Origin of the sequence: Actinomyces timonensis DSM 23838, from assembly GCF_000295095.1 — a bacterium.
GTDB classification, from domain to species: Bacteria; Actinomycetota; Actinomycetes; order Actinomycetales; family Actinomycetaceae; genus Actinomyces; species Actinomyces timonensis.
The window spans coordinates 985,137-1,007,340 of record NZ_JH806632.1 but is presented as its reverse complement, the minus strand read 5'-3'; the positions used below and the strand labels follow the sequence as shown (position 1 = coordinate 1,007,340).

The 22,204-nt window shown below is 72.4% G+C and carries 14 protein-coding genes and 2 pseudogenes; 10 read left to right on the top strand and 6 right to left on the bottom strand.

The window, feature by feature from the left end; genetic code table 11:
• Positions 1 to 667: pseudogene (locus tag A1QA_RS16140) on the bottom strand (hypothetical protein); the annotation flags it as partial.
• 362 nt (positions 668 to 1,029) lie between these two features.
• Here A1QA_RS16140 and A1QA_RS13460 point away from each other — a divergent pair.
• Positions 1,030 to 1,851, top strand: coding sequence for an ATP-binding cassette domain-containing protein (locus A1QA_RS13460; protein WP_017177738.1), 822 nt, complete (start codon positions 1,030 to 1,032; stop codon positions 1,849 to 1,851).
• Entirely contained in the window at positions 1,848 to 2,588 is a 741-nt protein-coding gene (locus tag A1QA_RS0104525; RefSeq protein WP_017177737.1) for an ABC transporter permease, read from the top strand. Before A1QA_RS13460 ends, A1QA_RS0104525 begins: the two co-directional genes overlap by 4 nt.
• Positions 2,589 to 2,794: 206 nt before the next feature.
• On the opposite strand, the gene A1QA_RS0104520 is transcribed toward A1QA_RS0104525, so the two are convergent.
• Positions 2,795 to 3,412, bottom strand: coding sequence for a TetR/AcrR family transcriptional regulator (locus A1QA_RS0104520; RefSeq protein ID WP_017177736.1), 618 nt, complete (start codon positions 3,410 to 3,412; stop codon positions 2,795 to 2,797).
• Positions 3,413 to 3,517: 105 nt separating this feature from the next.
• On the opposite strand from A1QA_RS0104520, the gene A1QA_RS15285 reads away from it, so the two are divergent.
• The 3 genes from A1QA_RS15285 to A1QA_RS0104500 all read left to right on the top strand — a co-directional run bounded on the left by A1QA_RS15285 (position 3,518) and on the right by A1QA_RS0104500 (position 8,032).
• The gene (locus tag A1QA_RS15285) at positions 3,518 to 7,375 is read left to right on the top strand and encodes an ABC transporter ATP-binding protein (protein WP_017177735.1); all 3,858 of its coding nucleotides are present in this window, start codon (positions 3,518 to 3,520) and stop codon (positions 7,373 to 7,375) included.
• A 65-nt stretch (positions 7,376 to 7,440) separates the two neighbouring features.
• Positions 7,441 to 7,692: a hypothetical protein gene (locus A1QA_RS0104505; protein ID WP_017177734.1), complete on the top strand. Its 252-nt coding sequence runs from the start codon at positions 7,441 to 7,443 to the stop codon at positions 7,690 to 7,692.
• Positions 7,637 to 8,032 (top strand): type II toxin-antitoxin system PemK/MazF family toxin, encoded by a 396-nt coding sequence (locus tag A1QA_RS0104500; RefSeq protein WP_341858213.1) that lies wholly within the window; start codon positions 7,637 to 7,639, stop codon positions 8,030 to 8,032. Before A1QA_RS0104505 ends, A1QA_RS0104500 begins: the two co-directional genes overlap by 56 nt.
• Before the next feature lie 184 nt (positions 8,033 to 8,216).
• On the opposite strand, the gene A1QA_RS0104495 is transcribed toward A1QA_RS0104500, so the two are convergent.
• The 4 genes from A1QA_RS0104495 to A1QA_RS0104480 all read right to left on the bottom strand — a co-directional run bounded on the left by A1QA_RS0104495 (position 8,217) and on the right by A1QA_RS0104480 (position 13,405).
• Positions 8,217 to 8,687, bottom strand: coding sequence for a nucleotidyltransferase domain-containing protein (locus A1QA_RS0104495; RefSeq protein WP_017177732.1), 471 nt, complete (start codon positions 8,685 to 8,687; stop codon positions 8,217 to 8,219).
• Between the two features lie 41 nt (positions 8,688 to 8,728).
• Entirely contained in the window at positions 8,729 to 11,242 is a 2,514-nt protein-coding gene (locus tag A1QA_RS0104490; protein ID WP_026048687.1) for a (Fe-S)-binding protein, read from the bottom strand.
• A 39-nt stretch (positions 11,243 to 11,281) separates the two neighbouring features.
• Positions 11,282 to 13,036: a tetratricopeptide repeat protein gene (locus A1QA_RS0104485; protein ID WP_017177730.1), complete on the bottom strand. Its 1,755-nt coding sequence runs from the start codon at positions 13,034 to 13,036 to the stop codon at positions 11,282 to 11,284.
• Positions 13,037 to 13,126: 90 nt separating this feature from the next.
• A complete protein-coding gene (locus tag A1QA_RS0104480; RefSeq protein ID WP_017177729.1) occupies positions 13,127 to 13,405 on the bottom strand; it encodes a DUF4235 domain-containing protein in 279 nt (92 codons plus the stop codon).
• A 168-nt stretch (positions 13,406 to 13,573) separates the two neighbouring features.
• On the opposite strand from A1QA_RS0104480, the gene A1QA_RS0104475 reads away from it, so the two are divergent.
• The 5 genes and pseudogenes from A1QA_RS0104475 to A1QA_RS14910 all read left to right on the top strand — a co-directional run.
• Positions 13,574 to 14,893, top strand: a complete 1,320-nt coding sequence (locus A1QA_RS0104475) for a hypothetical protein (protein ID WP_017177728.1) — start codon at positions 13,574 to 13,576, stop codon at positions 14,891 to 14,893.
• 342 nt (positions 14,894 to 15,235) lie between these two features.
• Entirely contained in the window at positions 15,236 to 16,351 is a 1,116-nt protein-coding gene (locus A1QA_RS0104470) for a thiamine ABC transporter substrate-binding protein (RefSeq protein WP_017177727.1), read from the top strand.
• Positions 16,352 to 16,398: 47 nt separating this feature from the next.
• On the top strand, positions 16,399 to 18,180 hold the full coding sequence (locus tag A1QA_RS0104465; protein ID WP_017177726.1) for an ABC transporter permease: 1,782 nt from the start codon (positions 16,399 to 16,401) through the stop codon (positions 18,178 to 18,180).
• Positions 18,177 to 19,295, top strand: a complete 1,119-nt coding sequence (locus A1QA_RS0104460) for an ABC transporter ATP-binding protein (protein ID WP_017177725.1) — start codon at positions 18,177 to 18,179, stop codon at positions 19,293 to 19,295. Before A1QA_RS0104465 ends, A1QA_RS0104460 begins: the two co-directional genes overlap by 4 nt.
• 599 nt (positions 19,296 to 19,894) lie before the next feature.
• A pseudogene (locus A1QA_RS14910) lies at positions 19,895 to 22,204 on the top strand (hypothetical protein); the annotation flags it as partial.

Genomic DNA, 22,204 nt, shown 5'->3' with positions numbered 1-22,204 from the left:
TGGCATCCTCCAAGGCCGTGGTCACCCGCTCATCGCGGGGGTGCTGACCCAGGGCCTGCTGGGCGAGGAGCACCATCTGGGTGTTGGCGCGGGCGAGGGTGTCGTGCAGGTCCCGGGCGATCGCTGTGCGCTGCGCCCCCAGGGCCGCCTCGCGGAGCCGGGCCTCGCGCGCCACCATCTCGCGGGAGTAGCGCAGGACGAAGCCGATATTGGCCCCTGAGGCGAGGAAGAAGACCTCAACCAGCGGTACATCTGTGAGCGAGTGGCCGAGAAGGAGGGCGGTGAGCCATCCGACGGGAAAGCAGCAGCATAGGGCGGCCGCCTGGCGGACCCTGCCGTCGACGATGAGCAGGGGGAGGGTGATGATGTCCGCCAGGATGGCCGCGGTGAAGAAGGAGTTGGCCACCAGCGGGACGGTGACGGCGATGAGGGCACCGGTGATCGCCCAGGGGAACCGTTGGCACAGCAGCGGTGCGGGCACGGATAGCAGGGAGAGGATCGTGAACAGGTCCATGCCATTCGCGCTGAGGTCAGCGCTGGCGAGAAGCGCGAGGAGGCAGGTGAGAACACCGCGGACCGTCCACTGGATACGGGGTGTCTGAAGCCGTTCCCGCCACGAGGGGCGGGGCGCGGGGAGCGTCCCCAGGGATGCGGATGCCGGGCTCACACGACGAGGCTAGCCCACCTTCCTGGGCGAAAGGTGGGCTCGTCAGCATCAGTGGTGTTGCATCTGGGCCGGGGAAGGAGCGTGCTCGCGGGCGCCTGTGCGGCTGCGGGCGCTTGACTGGGGGCGTCGTGTGGCGGCGATCCGCCTTTGGGAGGAGCGGCATCGCGCGGAAGGCAGGATTCCGCGCCAGCCGGCGAGAGGCGATGCTTGCGCTAGGCTAAAGGCAGCGGGCGACCGTCCTCTGCTGAACGGCCCTGCGGTCAGCGTCAATCGCGACTGCGGAATGGCCCCTGACACTGCGACCGACTGCCGAGCGCCTGACGGCTATAGCCATGGCGCGCCGGTGCGGGAGGATTGAACCGATGACAGTTGCCCTCGGCGCCCTCGCGACGCGCGATGGTCGTGCTGCCGCGGTGAGCGCTCGAGGTGTCAACCAGTCATTCCACGGGCGGGAAGTCCTCCACGACGTCGACCTCGTCGTCGAGCCGGGGGCTTTCCACGGGCTGATCGGCCCAAGCGGGGCGGGGAAGACCGCCCTCCTCAAGGTCCTCTACGGCGCGCATCGGGCACGGACCGGTGAGGTCTCGCTCCTCGGTCGTGCCCCCGGCGGCCGCGACCGCTCGCTCCTGGGCCGTATTGGAGTGCCGACCACGGCCTCCTCCTTCTTCTCCCGCGCCACGGTGTGGGAGCACCTGAGCACAGTCGCCTCGCTCATGGGGGCGTCGCAGGCCCGCGCCTACCAGTTCCTCGACCAGATGGGCCTGGGACGGGTGCGCGACTGGCGTGTTGAGCTCATCCCGCTGGGCGCCCGCCGGATGCTCGCGCTCGCCTCAGCGATGGTGCATCACCCCGAGGTCCTCTTCCTCGACGAGCCGATGGCCGATCTGGACCGCGCTGAGCGCGCCGACCTCCTCGACGCCCTGGACGATGCCCTCGACGAGGGGACCACCGTTGTCTGCGCCGCCCGTCTCCTGGGCGAGCTGGGCACCCTGTGCGACAGGGTCTCCGTTCTTGACGATGGCCGGGTGGTCGCCGTCGGGCCCGCGGCCTCCTTCGTCGCCGACTCGAACCGGTGCCTGACTCCGAGTTTCGGGAGGGCCGCCATGACCTCGCGGCCTCGGGGCCGCGTTGGCGCCCTCGATCCGATGCCCGCTGTCCTGGGTGGCAAGGGGGCGCTGGCATGAGGCCCTACAAGGCGCTGACCCGCTCATTGGCCCGCACCTATCTGCGCGACCCGGTCGCGCTCATCCTCTCCCTTGTGCTGCCGCCGGCGCTGCTCGTCGGCCTTGCGCTCGCCGCGGGCAGGGGGACCATCGCGGCCTCCGGCCAACGGCTCGACGTCATCGGGCCCGGCGTCATGGCCTTCGGCGCGGCCTGCACCGGGATGCTCGCCGGCGCCCGCAGTGTGGCCGACTGGCGGGACTCTGGCCTGGGAGCGCTCCTGCGCTGCGCGCCGGTGCGGGTGCCCATGATCCTGTCCGCCGCGCTCAGTGTCGCCATCGTCGTCGCCGTCGTCCAGGCGCTCATCCTCGCCGCCATCGGCCTCGGCCTCGGCGCCGGCATGACCGCCACGGCCTGGATCCCCCTCGCCCTGGTCCCCGCCGTCCTGGGAACCCTGCTGTTCTACTCGATCGGCATCCTCGTGGGGGTGGTGACGCCGTCGGCCGCTGCCGCCACCGCGATCGTCATGGTGATCGTCATTCCCATGGCTCTGCTGTCGGGTGTGGCCGCGATGACTGACTCCCTCCCCGGGGTCCAGACTCTTTCCCAGTTCCTTCCCACCACCTACCTGCTGGACGGGCTGCGCTGGCCGCTGACGAATGTTGGTGGAGCCTCCCAGGCCTTGTTCGGCTGGTCCATACTCGCCGCTGGCGGCGCTTCTCTCTTCGGGGCCGCCACGTGGTGCATGCGCTGGGAGTAAGCGGATTTGTGCGAGGGCCAAGCGCCCCGCCGAAACCACGCGCATGGTGAAGGCGCCTCTGCCCATCTCGGGCGGGGGCGCCTTCGCCTATCCGGGGCCCCGTCCCGCCGTCTCGGCCCGCTCCCGCGCCCTCGAACTGCGAGGATGAGGGCGCGACGCCGGGCTGAGACGGTTTCTGCGGGCCGAGGGCGCGGGAGTGGGGAACTTTAGCCGTTCAGGCCGGCGATGATGACGTCGAGCTTGAGGTCCAGCCAGCCGCGCTCGGCCCACTCGGGGCCCGGCTTCAGTTCCTCGGGCATCGCGCCTGCCAGGGCGGAGGGCGGCCAGGAACTCGACGGCGCGGCCGCCCGCAGCCCCTCGACCGCCGCATGGGTGCCGATCACCGTATCACCCGCGAAATCGGCCGCCAGCACCGCCTTTCGGCGATCCAGGCCGGTGGCCTCGAGCGCTGCGATCTCCGCGCGCACGCACTCGGCGAAGGACTGGTGCGCCCACGGGAGGGTCAGCAGGATTCCCGCCAGGCCCGGATGGGCGTCGAGGAGGTCCCACAGGCGATCCGCCACTGTACGAAGGACATCTGACCAGTCTCCATCGAGTCCCGTCATGTCCACGCTGGCGCCGAGCCGGTCGAGGCAGGCGCGCAGGAGATCGTCGCGCGAGTCGATCTCCCGGTACAGCGCCGGCGCCCCAACCCCCAGCCGCGCGGCGACCTGCGCAAGGGTGAAGCTCGCGATGCCCAGGTCGAGGGCGGCGTCGACGGCGTCGGCGCGCTCGAAGCCCGGGCGGGGTCCGGGGGAGCGCCTGTCAGTGGTCGCGGGGCTCATGAGGCGAGGGTATCCCGCCGAGCGCACGTGAGATTGGCTCTCAGTAGAACCGAGGGTAAGGTGTGCCTGAATCAATAGTGAACGCCGTTCAGTATTGGAGGTCCCATGTCATCCCCCACCCTGTCTGACCCGATGACGGAGCCCACCGCTAAGGCCGCGCCGCCCGCCGAGGCGAGCGAGCGAGGTGATGCCTCAGCCGCGCGCGCCGCCGGGTCCCCTGGCGAGCCGTCGGACAACCAGCGCCGCGCCCGCGAGGGCCAGGCCGCGATCAAACGGCTCTCCGCCCCCGTGCGCGGGCGTATCCTGGCCGGCCAGATCCTCGCCGTCGCCTCCGGCTTGCTCTCCATCGCCCCCTACGTGGCCCTCGTGCGCCTGGGCGACCTCCTCCTGAACGCCCGCGCGACCGGCGCCCCCGTCGACTCCGACGCCGCATGGTCCGCCGTCCGCCTGCTCATCGGCGCCTACACGGGGCGCCTGGGCCTGTACTTCATCGCCCTGCTCATCACCCACGCCGCGGACCTCTCCCTGCGCGACCACCTGCGCCGCGCCATTGTGGACCGGCTGGCGGCCGCGCCGCTGTCCTGGTTCACGGCGTCGAGCTCGGGCGCGCTGCGCAAAACCGTCCAGGACGACACCCGCACGGTCCACACCGTCATCGCCCACGGCCCCATCGACTACATCAACGCCCTCGTCACCCCCGTGTGCCTCCTCATCTACGCCTTCACCATCGACTGGCGCCTCGGGCTGCTCTCGGTGTCCACCATCCCGCTCTATGTGGGCACCTACGCCCTGACCATGCGCGGCATGAAGGAGAAGACCGTGGAGATGGACCGGCGCCTGGCCGAGATCTCGGCGACCATGGTCGAGTTCGTCGCCGGCATCAGCGTGGTCAAGGCCTTCGGGCGGGTGGGCCGCGCCCACGGCGCCTATATCGCCGCCGCCGACCGCTTCTCCTCCTTCTACCGCGACTGGGCGCTGCCGATGACGACGACGGCCTGCGCCTCCTACATCTGGGTCTCCATCCCCGTGCTCCTCGTGGTCAACCTCGGGGGCGGCTGGATGCTCGTCGACGCCGGGGAGGTCACTCCCGCGCAGGCCCTCACCTGCGTGCTCATCGCCCTCGTGCTCCCGGCCTCGATGGTCACCGTCGTGTCGATCTCCTGGTCCTACCAGATCGCCGGCGCCTCCGCCCTGCGCCTCGTCGACGTGCTCGACACCCCCGTGCTCGCCCCCGGCGGCAGCGGCGCGCGAGGGGGCGTGAGGAGCGACGACGGCGCCCGGGTGGAGATCGATCATGTCTCCTACTCCTACGGGCAGACCCTCGCCGTCGACGACGCCTCCCTCACCCTCGAGCCGGGAACCGTCACCGCTCTGCTCGGCCCCTCGGGCTCGGGCAAATCCACCCTGGCCACCCTCATCGCGCGCTTCGCCGACCCGGACTCCGGGGCCGTGCGCATCGGCGGCGCCGACCTGCGCGACATGAGCGAGAGCGAGCTCTTCGGCGCCGTGTCCTTCGTCCTCCAGGACGCCCAGCTCCTGCGGGCGTCCATCCGCGACAACATCGCCCTCGCCCGGCCCGATGCCACCGACGAGCAGGTCCGCGCCGCCGCGGCCGCCGCCCGCATCGATACGGTCATCGAGTCGCTGCCCCACGGCTATGACACGATCCTCGGCGACGAGACGAGCCTGTCCGGCGGGCAGGAGCAGCGCCTGGCCATCGCCCGCGCCCTCCTCAAGGACTCGCCGATCCTCCTGCTCGACGAGGCCACCGCCATGGCGGACCCGGAGTCCGAGGACGAGATCCAGCAGGCCCTGAGCGTCCTCGTGCGCGGGCGCACGGTGCTCGTCATCGCCCACCGCCCCGCCGCCTTCCGGGGCGCTCACCGCATTGCCATCATGGAGCGGGGGAGGATCGTCGCCAGCGGCACGCATGAGGAGCTCATCGGCGAGCCGCACTACGAGGCCCTGCTGCGCCAGACCAGCGCCGAGGGGACTGACGACGGCGAGGATGGCGGCAGCGCTGAGAGCACCGCCCGCGCCGGGGACGTCCCCAGCGCCGAAGTCACTGCTGCTCGCGTTCCCGCGGCCGGGCCCGCCGACGCGGCCGGGCCCGCCGATTCGACCGAGTCGGCTGGATCAGTTGGATCGGCGGGGCCTGGCGAGCCAGCAGAATCGGCACAGCCAGCCGAGCCGGAACCTGCGCTCGGCGCCGCGCGTGGGCGCTCGATCCTCGCCAGCTATCGCCGCCTCATGACTCCCGAGTCCTGGAGGATCCTGCGCAAGAGCCTCACCCTGGGCGCACTGGCGGGCGCGGTGTCCGGCCTGGCCCTCGTCGCCCTCCTACCCTCGTCGGTGGCGCTCGCCTCCGGCGAGCCCTGCTGGGGGCTGGGCCTGGGAGGATGGCTCGCGGTTCTGGGGCTCTGCGGCGTCGTCGCCTCCGCGCTCGACTTCGCCGGGCAGCGCAACGGCGTGGTCGGGATCCTCGGTTTCCTCCACGACGCCCACCACGCCATCGGCGCGCGCATCGCGAGGCTCCCCCTGAGCTGGTTCACGGGCGAGAGCGCGGGCTCACTGTCGCGAGCCATGACCCAGGAGATGGTCGACCTGTCCGACGCGGCCCTCCAGTTCCTGTACAAGATCAGCGGCAGCGTCGCGTCGATCGCCGTCGTCTGGGCAGCCTCGTGGGCGTGGGACTGGCGGCTCGGCGTCGTCCTCACTGTGGCGATGCCCGTCCTGGCGCTCATCCTGCGCTGGGCGCGCGCGGCCCTCGACCACGGCAAGCGCCTGAGCGAGCCGGCGGAGAGGGAGCTGGCCGCCCGGATCGTCGAGTTCGCCCGATGCCAGGGGGCGCTGCGCTCCGCCCGCGCCGGCGCCGACTACCCCCAGCTGCGCCGCGCCTTCCAGGCCGCCGACGCCGCCGGGCGCCGCACGCTGTGGTGGGAGACCTGCGGTGGGATCATGAGCGGCGCTCTCACGCAGATCATCATCGTCGCCATGATCGCGCTCTCCGCGCGGCTCGCCCTAGGAGGCTCGCTGGGGCCCCTGGAGGCCGTGGCCACGATCGGCATGTGCCTGCGCTTCACCACGATGCTCGACGACCTGGGCTCCCAGGCCTTGGCGGTGGAGGAGCGGCGGCGTCTCATGGCCCACCTCGACGAGGTCATGGAGGCTCCCGTGCTCCCCGAGCCGGACGCCAGCGCGGCGCTGACCGCGCCCAGCGAGGTGGTGCTCGACGACGTCGTCTTCGGATACCGGCAGGGGGCGCCCGTCCTGCGCGGGGTGAGCATGAGGGTGCCCGCGCGCTCCATGTGCGCGCTCGTGGGGCCCTCCGGGTCCGGCAAGACGACGATCGCCCGGCTCATCGCGCGCTTCTACGACGTCGACTCCGGGAGCGTGCGCGTGGGTGGCGTTGGGGTGCGCGAGCTGACGACCGCCGACCTCATGGCGCAGGTCTCCCTGGTCTTCCAGGACGTCTACCTCTTCGACGACACGCTCGAGGCCAATATCGCCATCGGCGACCCGGACGCGGACGCGCAGCGGTTGCAGTGGGCGGCCGACCTCGCGGGCGTCACCGAGATCGCCGAGCGCCTGCCCGGCGGCTGGCAGGCGAGGGTCGGCGAGGGCGGGCGCGCCCTGTCGGGCGGGGAGCGCCAGCGGGTGTCCATCGCCCGGGCCCTGCTCAAACGGGCCCCGATCGTCCTGTTCGACGAGGCCACGAGCGCCCTGGACGCGGAGAACGAGGCGCATATCGTCGCGGCGATGCAGGAGCTGCGGCGCGCCTCGACGCTCATCGTTATCGCCCACAAGCTCGAGACGATCGCAGCGGCCGATCAGGTGGTGGTGCTCGGGCGCAATGGCCGAGTGGCGCAGCGCGGGACGCACGACGAGCTCGTGGCCCTGCCTGGTCAATACCGCGACTTCTGGGAGTGCCGCTCCCGCGCTCGCGGCTGGGAATTGGTCTGAGGAGGGGCGGCCCCGCCCTCCTCAGCGAAGGCCACAGCTGCGTCCACGGCGGTATACTTCTTTGTATGTCATGGACGACGATCAAGGTGTCATCGGACCTGCGTGACCGCATCAACGCCGCCGCCTCGGAGGAGGGGACGACCGCGTCCGGCCTGATCGACCTGCTCCTGGAGCGCCGTGAGCGGGATGCCCGGATGGAGGCTTTCGGCAAGGCGTTCGCGACGGCTGACGAATCGTACTGGCAGGAGTTCCGGGACTGGGATGTGGCCCTCGATGATGGCGCCGAGGCGCCTGCCACCGGATCGCAGCAGAGGTAGCGCCGTGGATCTCAGGCGCGGCATGGTCGTGTGGGCGGACCTTGACCCGGTTCGCGGTCGTGAGCAGTCCGGGCGAAGGCCGGTCCTCGTGATCGCGTCCAACCGCTACCTCCAGAGGGCGGACACTCTCGCGATCATCCTGCCGGCGACGACCACCGACCGCGGCTGGCCGAACCATGTGCTCCTCAGGGGGGATCTGAGGCTGAGCGAGCCCACCTTCGCGATGACCGAGCAGCCTCGCACCATCACTCGGGGCAGGCTCCACCGGGTGGCAGGCGTCGTGGACTCGCTGTGCATGCGAGAGGTCGACGAGTGGCTTGCTGACTTCATTGGCGAATAGCGACGCGCGCCGCGTCCCCGCACCCAGCCCGGCTCAGGCGCTCCATCGGTGGCTGCCGATAGGCGCATGGCGATCGCATCGATGACAACCGGGTCCGTCAGATCCCTGGCGGCGTATTCGCGAGCGATCTGTAGTTGATCAAGCGCCTGCTCCAGCAGTTCGGGTGCGCTGCGGCGGGCGGAACTCACAGTGGAACCGCCTCGGACAGGATGCGCGAGCGCATGGTGGGACGGATAGCGGTGTCAGCCACAAGATCGACCCGCGCTCCAATGATGCGCTGCAGTTCCAGCTCCAGGGCGGATAACTCCATGAGGCTGAGAGGCTCACCCATGTGGAACAGGAGGTCGACGTCGGAGTTGTCATCATCGGTCCCGGCGGCGACAGAACCGAAGACCCGTACCTTCGAGCCGCCAGCAGCGTTGATAGCGTGGCGGATCTGCGGACGCGCCTGGCGCAGCCTCCTCCCCAATGGGCTGGTGCCGTGGAAGCGCAAGAGTCGCGATACCTCGGGCTGGCTTCGACCGATCTCGGCCGCGATCTGCTTCTGTGACATCCCATCGGCGGCAGCCTGGCGGACCGCGGCGACCAGCCGTTGCCTCGCGGCGCGGGTAGCGGCGTCGCACTCTTGGGCGACAGTGGAGAGTGCCGAAGCCATGCGGCGATTATAGCAAATGCTATTTCTGGTCGATCTCTGGCTCAGGCGCTCTGGCCCCGGTGGACGGCCTCGAGCATGAGGGTGGCGACATCGGCCACCCGCACATCCGCTCCCTCGCTGGCGACGCCGTCGGAGAGCATCGTGGTGCAGAAGGGGCAGGCGGTGGCGATGACCCGCGCGCCCGTGCCGATGGCCTCGCGTGAGCGCTCGACGGCGATGCGCGTCCCGATCGACTCCTCCATGAAGGCCCTCGCGCCGCCGCCCCCGCAGCAGAAGGCCTCCTCGTGGTTGCGGGGCATCTCGACGGCCCTCGCGCCGGTGGCCTCCAGGAGCTCGCGCGGCGGGGAGTAGACGCGGTTGTGCCGCCCCAGGTAGCAGGCGTCGTGGTAGGTGACCGTGGGTGCGGCGGAGGATGCGGCGGGGGGTGCGGCGGAGGGTGCGGCGGCACCCTGGGGGAGGGCGCCTCGGCTACCATCCGCGGCCCTCGTCCCTCGGGCCGCTCCCGCCAGCCCCGCCACGCCTTCGGCGCCCTCCCCCGGGGCACCGCCCGCGGGCCCCGGGGCCACTGGAGTCAGGCGGCCCTCGCGCACGAGGCGGTTGAGCAGCTGGGTGTGGTGCATGACCTCGTACTGGCCGCCGACCTGCGGATACTCGCGGGCCAGGGTGTTGAAGCAGTGGGCGCAGGTGACCACGATGCGCGTCGCCCCAGCCTCGCTGAGGGTCTCGACGTTCTGGGCGGCGAGCATCTGGAAGAGGATCTCGTTGCCCGCGCGGCGGGCGGGGTCGCCGGTGCAGGACTCGGCGTCGCCGAGCACCGCGAAGCTCACTCCCGCGGTGTGGAGGAGCTCGGCGACAGCGCGGGTGGTCTTCTTCGCGCGGTCCTCGAAGGCTCCGGCGCAGCCCACCCAGAAGAGGTAGTCGACCTCGGCCGCGGATTCCACGTCCTCGCCGATGACGGGGACCTCGAAGTGGAGGCCCTTGGCCCAGTCCATGCGCTTGCGGGCCGCCAGCCCCCACGGGTTCCCCTTGGATTCGAGCTTGCGGAACATGCCGCCGAGCTCCTTGGGGAAGGCGGACTCCATGAGGACCTGCTGGCGGCGCACGTCCACGACGTGGTCGACGTGCTCGATGTCCACGGGGCACTGCTCCACGCAGGCGCCGCAGGTCGTGCAGGCCCACAGGACGTCGGCGGGGATGACGTCTCCGGCCAGGGGGGCGGGGCGGGTGGCGACGCCGGTCTCCGACGGCGCGGCCTTGGCGGCCAGGAGCGCCCCGAGGACGTCGCCGGTGTGGGCTGAGCCCGGCGCCAGGCCGGCGCTGCCGGTGGGGCTGGCGATGCCGCGGGTGGGCAGGGCGTCGTCGTCGACCTCCTCGGGGGAGACCCCGAGCTCGGCGGCGGCGCGCAGGTAGGGGGCGGCGGCGGCCGCGTGGTCGCGCAGGGCGAGGGTGAAGAGCTTGGGGGACAGGGGCTTGCCGGTGTTCCAGGCGGGGCAGAGGTCCTGGCAGCGGCCGCACTCGGTGCAGGTGGTGAAGTCGAGCAGCCCCTTCCAGGTGAACTCCTCGATGCGTCCCACGCCCAGGCGCACCTCGGGGCCGGTGCCCTCGTCGGCGGCCTCCATGGCGGCGTCGAGGTCATCCATCGTCTCAGCGGTGAGCGGGCTGCCGTCGGGCAGGGCGATGGGGGCCAGCGGCCCGAGGGCCTTCGAGCCGTCGAGCTCGCGGCGGGCGTAGATATTGATGAAGGCGAGGAAGCGGTGCCAGGCCACGCCCATCGACGGCTGGCGCCCGACGACGACGAACCACGCCATCGACACGACCACCTTGATGGTGGCCACGAGCGTGATGGCGGCGGCCAGGCCCGTGTATCCCAGCGGCTCGAGCGCGGGGCTGGCCCAGGCGGTGAGCGGGAATCGCGTCCAGGTGGCCAGGGCCCGCTCGGCGGAGTCGGGGGAGGCGGCCAGGTGGGCGTGCTCAAGCATCCGCAGGGCGAGGACGCAGGCGACGACGGCGGCGATGATCGCCTCGACGAAATGCGCCTGGAAGGCAGTGGAGCCGGCGAAGCGCGAGGTGCGGGGGCGCGCGCCCCCCTCGGAGTCGGCGGCGTAGGGGGGCTCGGCCGCGCCCCGGCGGGTGAGTCGGCGGCGCACGGCGATGAGGTGGATGATCCCGGCCAGGCTCAGCCAGGCGATGAGGTCGACGACCCACCCCCACCAGGCGGCGTGCCCGAGGAGCGGCAGGGTGAAGGCCGCGCCGCCGAGCACCTGCCCGTAGCCGGTGACGAGGGTGAGGAAGAGCAGCGGGAAGCTGACCATGACGAGCCAGTGCGCGGCCCGGATCCACGGGCGGCGCCTGAATGCCCGGTGGTTGAGAGCGGAGGAGATGGCGAGCCAGGCGCGGCGGCCGGCGGGGCGCAGGCGCTCGCTGGCCACGGGGCGGCCGACCCTCAGGCGCCGGGCGACGGCCAGGCAGGCGCGGCCGAAGACGGTCACGCCGATGATGGTCGCCGCGAGCACGACGACGGCGCAGGCGGCCTGAAGAACCTCAAGCGATGTCACGGGGACCAGGCTACGCGCGCGAGGGCGCCCGACCCGCTATCAGGACCGGCTGGTGAGCGCGCTCAGGAGCGCGTGGAGGCCCTGGGGGCAGTCGGGGCTGAGAGTCGCGTTGTACAGGAGCCTGCCGAAGGACTCGGTGGTCGCCGTGTTGCTCGCCGCCAGGGCCGCGGTGAGAAGATCCTGGGCGGTGTCGACGTCGCCCGAGGCGGCCGCGTGGAGCGCGCCCGCGAAGGCCCCGTTGGGAGCGTGCCCGGCGAGTTCGGCGCGCAGCGCGACGGCGAAGATCGGCGCCTGCCAGTTACCGTCGTCGACGAGCCCGCGCACAGCGAGAAGCGCCTCATCGAGCCCGCCCAGCACCGCGTACGCGGCCTGCGGGCTGGACACCGAGGCCAGGTTGAGATGCATGGCGATCGCAGTCCTCCCCGGCCTCTGGGGAAGGCTGCTCACGTACTCGCGGACCGCAGGATCGGTGAGCAGATCCGGGTGGGCCTCCATGAAGGCCTGCCCCCTGCCCTCCTCCTGCTCGGAGAGCCAGGCGACGAGCAGCTCCGCACCGGCCACCTGCGCGCGGAAGCGGTCCAGGCCCTCATCGCCGTCGCGATGGACCTGCGCGACGATGCCCGCCAGGCGGCGCAACTGGGGCGCGTCCACATACAGATCGGCGACGGCGGCGATCGCCTCCGCCTCATCCGCCGTCGGCCGCGGCCACCGGCGCTCCACATACTCCAGCTCCTGGGCGGGCGACGCCACGGAGAGCCACTCCTGCATGGCGGCGGCGAACTCATTGTTGATCGCCACCGTCGCCCAGGCGGGCAGCGGCGGGAGGGCGCCGTACGCGCCAGAGGCAGCATGGTTCTGGACGTGCTGGTTGATCTCGCGCCGCACAGGGCCGAGCTCGCCCGGCTCCTCGATCCGGTCCGCCTCGCGAAGGGCAGCCAGTAGATCGTCCGCGTCAGCGCGCCCAGCGCTTCCCCCGGCCGACGCCGCTCCGTTGATCCTCCACTCCTGGCGGGCCAGGAGGATGCGGGCGCGGGAGGAGGGAGGGAGCTCCTCAAGGCGCGCGGTGAAGGCGGCCGGCGCTTCCTCATGCCGGCCAGCATCGTGCAGATAGGTGGCCAGCAGGCCGAGCCCCCGGGTCGCGTGCGCGGTGTGGGCGCCAGGATCGGCCACGGCGAGATCCATGAACAGCCCGGCGGACTCCCGCACAGCCTCCAGTGACTCCTCCCCACGCCCCGCGCCCCGCAGGTGGATCGCCAGATTCGCCAGGGAGCCAGCGAGGTTCTCCGTGTGGGGCTCGGGCGCGCTCGCCGCCAGGGCCCGGTAGGCGCCGACGGCCTCCTGGGCAGTGAGCAGCGCCTCCTGCCGACGGCCAGTGCTCGCGAGCCGCGTGGCGAGGTTCGTCAGGGCCATGGCCACCCCGGGCGAGTAGGCGACGGGATCGGAGGCCGTCAGCTCCCGGAAGAGATCGGTGGCCTCCTGCCCCGCCTCGAGCGCTCCGTCCGCGTCCCCGGCGGCGGCCTGGCAGAGGCTTAGGTTGTTAAGGGCCATCGCCAGGGCCGGGGCGTGCGTGGCCGGGTCGGCGTCGGCCAGCGCGCGTCGCAGGCCGACCGCCTCAGAGGCGGACTCGACGGCGGCATGGGCGCGTCCCGCTCCGGTCAGCGACTCCGCGAGGGCCTGGAGCGCCTCCGCGCGCTCGGCGGGGGTCGTCGCCTCATGCGCGCGCCGCTCGGCGTCGGACAGGGAGACGTCGGGCTGAGGGCGATTCGGGGTGCTGCCCTGGGCTGGGGTGGTCATGGTGCTCCGATTCGTCGTCGGTGATCAGGGATCATCCGGTTCGGGGCCTACGGTTCCACGGTCCGCGACGCGCGGGAATGGGGAGTTCTCTCAGGCGAGCGGATTGTGATCGCGCCCGCCGTACCAGCCGGCCGCCTTGCGCAGGGCCAGCTCGCGGGTCACCGCCAGGGCGGCCCCGGACAGGGCGGCGAAGGTGACGACCTCCATGAGCCGGTAGTCCAGGATCTGGGACTCGTCGTTGGGGGCGGGCTTGCCCGTGACGGTCTTCCAGACGGTGCCGAGCGCTTTGTCGGCCACGAAGCCAGCGGCCAGGGTGGCGACGGCGGCGGTCGCCTTCCAGGCGAAGTCAACAGTGGTCTTGCTGGACATGGTGGGGCTCCTTCGGTCGGTCGGCGAGATGCGCTAGGACGATCATGCCCCATCCGCGGTCGTCCCGGTCGATGCTGGCCGCTCTGCCGGTTGAGCCTGGCGGACAAGTGCTCAGCCCCGCCTGACCATGGGTGGGCCCAGTGCTCCATGCTCGTGAAGGAGAAGCGGATGGCTGTGCCCCGCATGTCGTCGCCCCACCCGTCGACGGCCCCCACCCCGGTGACTCTTGAGCGCATCCGGAACCGGATCAATGAGATCGCGCCGGGAGATCTCTATGAGGCCGCTCCTGATGGCCTCGTCATCCCGACCTCGATCGGGATGATCCTCATTCGCATCGATGGGCCCCTCCTGCGCATCACCGCTACCTGGGCCCCGCCGGTCCCGAGCGGTCTCGTAAGCGCGCTCAAGGTCGAGCTCTCCGTCCGTAACGCCGGGCAGCCTCTCCTCGCCGCCTCCCTCTTCCCCGTCGACATGTTCGGCGGGCACCAGGTGGTGGGTGCTGCCACGATCCCGATCGCGCACGGCATGAACGACGACCAGCTTTTCTTCTGCATCGACTCCCACGTGGACTACTGCGAGAGCTTCTTCGAGGAGTTCGAGCAGCGCTTCCCCGAGAGCCGCTTCGATGAGGAGGTCGCCCTCATCGAGGCTGAGCAGGCTGCCGAGGACGCTGCCGCGCACGAGGCCGGGGAGCAGCGCAGCATCGCTGACGACGACCCGGAGTTCATGGAGATCATCCAGAACCTGGGCCCCCTCGGGCCGGCGGAGATCACCCATCAACTCGCCGAGCTCGCCCGCAGCCGGATCGCTGACGACCCGCAGGACGCGCTGTCGGTGCTCGATAGCGCGCGAGACCTCGCATTGGATGAGGGGATCAGCTTGGCGGAGGTCAATGAGGTCCGCCGGGACATCCTCCTGCGCCTAGCAGAGGACCCCGGCTCCCAGGAGGATGCTTCCGCCCTGCGCGCCATCGCCGCGGCCCTGGATGCCTCGCTCGCCGAACTCGGCGCGAGCGGCTCAGGAGGCGAGGGGATGGTGGAGACCGCTGCTCCCGGTGGCGCTGCGAGTGGGCGGCTCCCGGACGTCAATCCCGCGCGCCTGGCGGACGCGCTCGGCTCCCTGGGGAGGACGGTGACGCTCGGCGGCGACGACGTCCTCATGGCTAGTGGGGACAGGTCGATCACCTGGAGCGTCCAGGACGACGACACCCTTGTGGTCCACGCCGAATGGCCTGTCGTCGTCTCCGAGGAGCTCGGGTGGGCATTCAGCGTGGCCAACGAATGGAACCAGGCCGACATGATCGTGCCCGCCCACGTGACTGCGAGGGATCCCGAGGCGGTTGATCTTGACGATCTCCTCCTCGCGGCGCACGGCGAGTGGTGCTACCCCCTGGGCTTGACCGACGAGCAACTCGCCGCCAACCTCGGGCTCATCTGCGACGACATCGACCGTCTTCACGAGTTCCTTCTCACGCGCGGCGTCATCTGAGCACTCCGCCCCAGCGCCCTCAGCCCCGAGAAACCGTCTCATCCCGCGGTCGCGCCCTCATCCTACGAGGATGAGACGGCGGGAGCGGGCTGAGGGCGCGGCTGCGGTCCGAGGGCGCAAGAGGGGCGTGAGGGCGCAGATCCTGGCCCGCGCACGGCTATGCTGGGGCCACTACGACAGGGGAGCGCTGAATCCCGCCGCTGACGGCGGGCGCAGGCGCTGAGAGTGCGGGAGACCGCAGACCCTCGAACCTGCTCCGGCTCGCACCGGCGAAGGAAGTCGAGTTCTCCCCGCGCGCCGTCCTGGCTCGCGGGCCCTCCAGGCACCTGACCAGGAGGCACCATGACCACGTCAACCACCCCCACCACTCCCGGCGCCCGGAGCCGCGCATCCGCCGCGCCCGCCCTCACCCGCCGCGCCCTGCTCGCCGGCTCGACCGCGACCGCCGCCGCCCTCGCCCTGGCGGCCTGCGGCAAGAAGAGCGACGACGGCGCCGCCTCCTCCAAGGAGATCACCGTCCTCACCCACGACGACTTCAACCTCCCCGAGGACCTCCTGGCCGCCTTCCAGAAGGACTCCGGCGTGACCGTGTCCATCTCGAAGTCCGGCAGCGGCGGCGAGCTCGCCAACCAGCTCGTCCTCACCAAGGACGCGCCGCTGGGCGATGCCTTCTTCGGCATCGACAACTCCTTCATCTCCCGCCTGGCCATGGGCGGCGTCGTCGACTCGGCCTCCACCATCACCCTGCCCGCCGGCGCCGAGAGCTACCTCGTGGACGGCTCCACCGCCATCGCCCCCATCGATTTCGGCGAGGTCGCCCTCAACTACGACGTCGCCTACTTCACCGACCACGGCCTCACCCCGCCCGCCTCCTTCGAGGACCTCACCAAGCCGGAGAACAAGGACCTCGCCGTCCTCATCAACCCCTCGACCTCCACCACCGGCCTGTGCTTCCTCCTGGCCACCATCGCGCGCTTCGGCGAGGACGGCTTCGCCGACTACTGGAAGCAGCTCGTGGCCAACGGCGCCAAGATCGTCGAGGGCTGGACCGCCGCCTACAGCGTCGACTTCTCCGCCGGCGAGGGCAAGGGCTCCTACCCGATCGTCCTGTCCTACTCCTCCTCGCCCGCCGCCACCGTGAGCGACGACGGGACGACGTCGACCACCGCCTCCGTCCCCGCCACCGCCTTCCGGCAGATCGAGTACGCGGGCGTGCTGGCCGGAGCCAAGAACCCCTCCGGCGCCAAGGCCTTCATCGAATGGCTCCTCACCAAGGACGTCCAGACGGCGATCCCCGACTCCATGTACATGTACCCCGTCAGCACCGAGGCGACGCTCAGCCAGGCCATGACGACCTTCGGCGCCCTCTCGCCCTCCCCGCTCACCCTCGATGCCGCCACCATCGCCGACAAGCGCGAGACCTGGCTGGCCACCTGGACCGAGGCCGTCGGCCAGTGACCCCGGGGGCGGCTGCTCGTCGAGGCCCGTCGCGCACGCCGGGGGAGGTGATCGGCTGGGCGGCGGCGGTCGCGGTGCCGCTCGCCTTCCTCGGCGTGCTGTTCTTCTGGCCGGTCGCCACCCTCATGGGCCGTGGCCTGGCCCCCGACGGCGCCCTCGACCTGAGCGGCTTCGCCGACGTCCTCACGGCCCCGCGCACGTGGCGGATCCTCACCCAGACCCTCACCCAGGCGACCCTGGCCACCGCGATCTGCGTCCTGCTCGGCGTGCCCGGGGCGCTCGTCCTCTACCGGCGCTCCTTCCCGGGCCGCGACCTCCTGCGCGGGATCGTCATCGTGCCCTTCGTGCTGCCCAGCGTCGTCGTCGGCGTTGCCTTCCACGCGCTCGTCACCAAGGGAGGGCCGCTGGGAGGGTTCGGCCTGGACGGGACGCTCACCGCCGTCGTCGCCGCGCTCGTCTTCTTCAACTACGGGCTCGTCGTGCGCACGGTGGGCACCATGTGGTCCCGGCTCGACCCCCGCTCCGTCGAGGCCGCCCGCGCGCTGGGCGCCTCCCCGTGGCGCGCCTGGCGCACCGTCACCCTGCCCAGCCTCGCCCCCGCGATCGCCTCAGCCGCCTCGCTCACCTTCCTGTTCTGCGCCACCGCCTACGGCGTCGTGCTGGTCCTCGGCGGAGTGGGGATGGGCACCATCGAGACCGAGATCTACGTCCAGACCGCCCAGTACCTCAACCTGCGCACGGCCGCCGTCCTCTCGGTCGTCCAGCTCCTCGTCATCGCCGTGGCGCTGTGGGTCTCCGAGCGCGCCCGCGCCGCCTCGACCGCCCGCCTCCGCCTGCGGCTCGACGTCCCCGCTACCCCGCTGCGCCGCTCCGACGCCCCCGCGATCGCCGTCACGGCTGCCACCATCGGCGGCCTCCTGGCCGCTCCCGTGCTCGTCCTCGTGGCCCGCTCCCTGCGCCGCGGCGGGCAGTGGACGCTCGCCAACTACACGGACCTGGGAACGCGCGGCCAGTCCAACGCCTTGCTCGTCACTGTCTGGGAGGCCGCCGCCACCTCCCTGCGGGTCGCCGTCGTGGCGGCGGCGATCGCCCTCGCGGTGGGCGGCGCGGTCAGCCTCGTCGTCTCGCGCAGCCCCCGCGGGAGGGTCCTTGCCCGCGCCGTGGCGCTCCTCGACGCCGCCTTCATGCTCCCGCTGGGCGTGTCCGCTGTGACGGTCGGCTTCGGCTTCCTCATCACCCTGAGCCCCACGGGCCTGACGGCGTCATGGTGGATCCTGCCGCTCGCACAGGCCGTCGTGGCCGTGCCCCTCGTCGTGCGCACCCTCCTGCCCGCGCTGCGCGCCATCGACCCCCGCCAGCGCGAGGCGGCGGCCGCGCTCGGCGCCGGGCCCGGCCGTGCCCTCCTCACCGTCGACGGCCCCCACCTGGCGCGCGCCGCCGGCCTCGCCGCGGGATTCGCCCTGGCCACGAGCCTGGGGGAGTTCGGGGCGACGTCGTTCCTCGCCCGCCCCACCGAGCCGACCCTCCCCGTGGTCCTCTACCGCCTCATCGGCCGCCCCGGCGCCCAGAACCAGGGGATGGGGCTGGCCGCCGGCGTCATCCTCGCCGCCGGCACCGCCGCGCTCATGCTCGGCTGCGAGTGGCTGCAGAACCGCTGGGCGCGCGCGGGCAGCGGGGAGGGCGCCGTCGACCGCGATCGGGGCGCTTCGGGGGAGGGCCCCGCAGCTACCATCCGCGCTGCTCGTTCCTCACAGCGCTCCCGCCAGCCCCGCCACGCTTGCGGGGCCCTCCCCCGAAACGCCCCTACGACGAGCGAGGAGTCCTCATGACGGATGGGCTGACAATCGACGGCCTGCGGGTGGTCTACCCGGGCGGCCGGGGCGCGGGGCCGGTCGTGGCCGTCGACGGTGTCGACCTGGAGATCCCCGCCGGGCGGATCGTCGCGCTCCTCGGCGCCTCGGGCTCGGGCAAGTCCTCGCTGCTGCGCGCCGTGGCGGGCCTGGAACCCGTCGCGGCCGGGAGCATCCGCTGGGATGGGCGCGACGTCGTCGGGACCCCGGTGCACAGGCGCGGCTTCGGGCTCATGTTCCAGGAGGGCCAGCTCTTCCCCTTCCGGGACGTCGGCGGGAACGTCGCCTACGGGCTGACGGGCCTGCCGCGCGCCGAGCGCGCCCGCCGCGTTGCCGAGATGCTCGAGCTCGTGGGCCTGCCCGGCTACGGGCCGCGGCCCATCACCACGCTGTCCGGCGGGCAGGCCCAGCGCGTCGCCCTCGCGCGCGCCCTCGCCCCCCGGCCCCGCCTCCTGCTGCTCGACGAGCCCCTGTCCGCCCTCGACCGCGCCCTGCGCGAGCAGCTCGCCGTCGACCTGCGCGCCATCCTCGCCGAGCAGGGCACCACCGCCCTCTACGTCACCCACGACCAGGACGAGGCGATGACCGTCGCCGACGAGGTCGGTGTCATGGAGGCCGGGCGGCTGGCGCGCCTCGCCGCGCCCGCCGAGCTCTGGGCCGATCCGGGCAGCGCGAGCGTCGCGGCCTTCCTCGGCTTCGGCCCGATCCTCACCCGAGAGCAGACAGAGGCCCTGGGCTGGGCGGTGCTTCTCGACGGCGGCCGGCCAGGGGCGCGGGAGGCGGGCTCCGGCGGGGGTGGTGCCGCTCTGGCGCTCGCCCCCGGGGCGCTGAGCGTCGTCGGCCTCGCAGGGGAGGCTCCCAGGGGCGATGACGCCGGGGCGCCCGGAACCGCGATGCTGCCGGAGGTGAGCGGCACGGTGCTGGCGCGTCGGGTGCGCCGAGGCAGGGTTGAGGCGGATGTATCCCTGGATTTCCCCGATGGGGACGCCGTCGTCGCCACCGGGGTGAATGGTGTCGAGGGGCCCGCGGGCGAGATCGGCACGACGGCGCTCCTGAGGCTGGATCCGACCCGCACCGCCAATATCGAGTTCTGATCGTGCCCTCTGAGCCGGGGTGTCGACTTGACGCGGGCGGATGCCCGACTGGTCACATCCCGGCCCGAATGACGCTGTTCCCCGATACCCTCGCTAGGAGGGGCCTGATGGCGGGCGATCCCGGGTGGGCCCCGCCGTCGAGCAGCAGCATGATTCGCGCAGGAGGAGGGAGGTCGTGGTGGAGTTCTCCTCGACCCGGGCGCGGGGCGCCTCTTGCGCGATGAGGCGCCGCATGGCGCCACCCACCGCGCCGCATATCCTGTGACGCGGATCACAGGCCAGGCATCGACGCCGGTCATCTGTGATCGAAACGCAACCGGAGTATCCTCTGTCCCATCCGTCACAGAAGTATCACGAAGGAGGGCTGATCGGCGCCCCCGCGCCCGGTCTTTCGGCGTATCGTCAGATCCCCGAGGGCCCTCCGATCCTCTCGTCTCGGCCCGGGCGTCCCGGCAGGTTCCCGTCCTCTCCGGCCTTCTGGGCTTCCTGGGTGTATCCCGCGCCGTCCCCGGCGCCGGGATAGCGGGGCACGGATCCCCACCCGCCATGACCTCCCGTCGGCTTCCTGAGCCGCCCTGACCGCCATCGGAAGGACCATCATGACAACCCGCGAGGACATCACCGCCAGGCTTGCCCATACGGCCGGCCTGGAGCACACGCCGGCCGTGTCCGCCCTGACGGCCGAGGCTGTCACCTGGGCCGATGCCCTGGGTGCTGAGGTCCTCCAGGTCTCCTCCCGTGTTGCCCTCACGCGCGAGTACTTCCTGGGCAACGAGCAGTGGCGGGCCCTGGACCCGCTCAACTGGAGCCTCGCCCGTTTCTCCCAGCGGCCCGAGCTGTTCAGCTCGGAGGCCCTGCGCACCCTGACCTGGGACTGCACGTGGGCGGTGGCGGTCGCCGCGAGCAACCCCGCGGTCTCGGTGGAGCAGCTGCGGGTCCTCGCGCGCAAGGTCGAGGCCTTCCACTCCTCCCAAGGCGGCGCCATGCGGGGCATCTACGGGCAGCGCTCCAAGGTCGCCGCCCTCCTGGGCCGGGAGGATGATGCGGCCGAGGCCCTCGCGCAGTGGCGGCAGGCCGAGTCCGAGGACGACCTTGCCCGCGACGTCTACCAGCCCCTCCTCCAGATCGACTGGGCCACCCGCAACGAGGACTGGGACCTGGCCGTGTCCACCGCCGCCCCCATCCTCAGCGGGGATATGGGCGTGGGCCCGCTGCGCGAGGCCGTGCGCGCCGCCTCGCTCCTCGCCCTGCTCGCCTCGGGCCGCCCCGCCGCCGCCTGGAACGCCCACCTCCACGCCTACCGGGCCCAGGAATCCAGCCCGGGCAGCCTGCGCTCGATCGCCCTGCACTGGCAGTATCTCGCCCTGTCCGGCAAGCCCGACCGCGCGCTCACCCTCCTGCGCCGCCACCTCGGCTGGCTCCCGACGGCGGAGTCCGGCGAGGTCCTCCTGGCCGCCCTGCGCGGCGCGGCACTCGTGCTGCGCGAGGCCGAGGCCGCCGGATGGGGCAACGAGATCCTCGGCGCGGACGCGCCCGTTCAGGCCACCTGGTGCCCAGACCCAGGCATCCCGGCGGTCGTGAGGATCTCGCAGGCTCGCGTCGACGTCGAGGCCTGGGCCCGCCGCCTCGCCGGCCTCTATGACCGCCGCAACGGCAACCGCACCGTCTCCGAGCAACTCAACCGCGACCTGGCGCGCCCCGTCATCGGCGACGGCGGCATCGTCCTGCCCCCGGCGGGCTCCGAGGACTCCGCCACCGAGCCCCTCGACGAGGAACCGCCCCAGAGCGTGCACGTCTCGCGCCTCGCCGGCCTGCTCGACCCCGACGACCAGCGCAGCCGTCGCGAGAACGACGCCTGGACCGCCACCTTCGTCAGGCAGTCCGACCAGCCGCCCCTCGATGCCGCCTCGCTCAAGGGGGAGGCCAAGGCCGCCGCGATGTCCCCCGCCACCCCGGCGAGCGGGCAGGCGAGCGTCGGCGGGGAGGAGACCGGGGGCTCCGCGGGCTCTGCCGGAACGGCTGGAACGGCCGCCTCCGCGGGTACCGCCAGCGCGCCGTCGGCCGCATCCGCCCAGGCCGCCCAGGTGGCGCTGCCGCCCCACGGGGGTCAGGAGACCATCGCCGGGCCGACGGACATGACGCCCGCGACCCCCGCCCGGGGCCAGGCCCGCATCCCCCCGGGGGCGCCGGGCGGCCAGGGCGGCATCCTCATGCCGGACTCCGTGCCCACCGCGCCCAGCAGCGGCGACGGGCGCCCTCCGTCCACGTCCGCTCGCGAGCTGGTCGAGGATGTCCCGACGGCGCCGCACCAGAGCCCGGCCGCTTCGGTCAGTCCCTCCGCGCCCGCCAGCCCCGCGGCCCCCTCGCCCGCGACGGCGCGGCCGGGCCCCGCCGTTCCAGCGCCGGCGTCGTCCGGCCCGGTCCGCCGCTCGATCGTGCAGAGGGTCGCCAACGAGTTCTCCACCGAGGAGATCTCTCCCGTCGAGGACGCCGCTGATCACGCCAGCGCCTCGCCCCAGCAGTCGGCCTCGCCCGTCGCCTACGGGTACGTGGCCTCGCCGCCCTCGGTCGCCTCGAGGAAGGCCACTGTCCCCAATTGGGTGAGGGTGGCGCAGGCGGCTGAGGCCGCGCAGGCCGCGCAGACCCCGCCCGCGACGAGCGAGGCCCCCGCGCCCCCGCCGCCCCCGGGGCCTGTCCCACCCCCGCCGCCGTTGGTCTCCCCAGCGCCTGCCCCCGCGCTGACCGCGCCCGCGGTCATGGCCGAGGCCGCCGCCTTCGCCGACCTGAGAACCCCGAGCACCCCTCCTGACACCATGAGCCCTGAGATCATGCCCATCGGCAGCGCCGGAACCCCGGCAGCCCCGCGGAGCGCCTCGGCGCCCGCTGCCCAGTCGGCTCCGGCAGCCGCC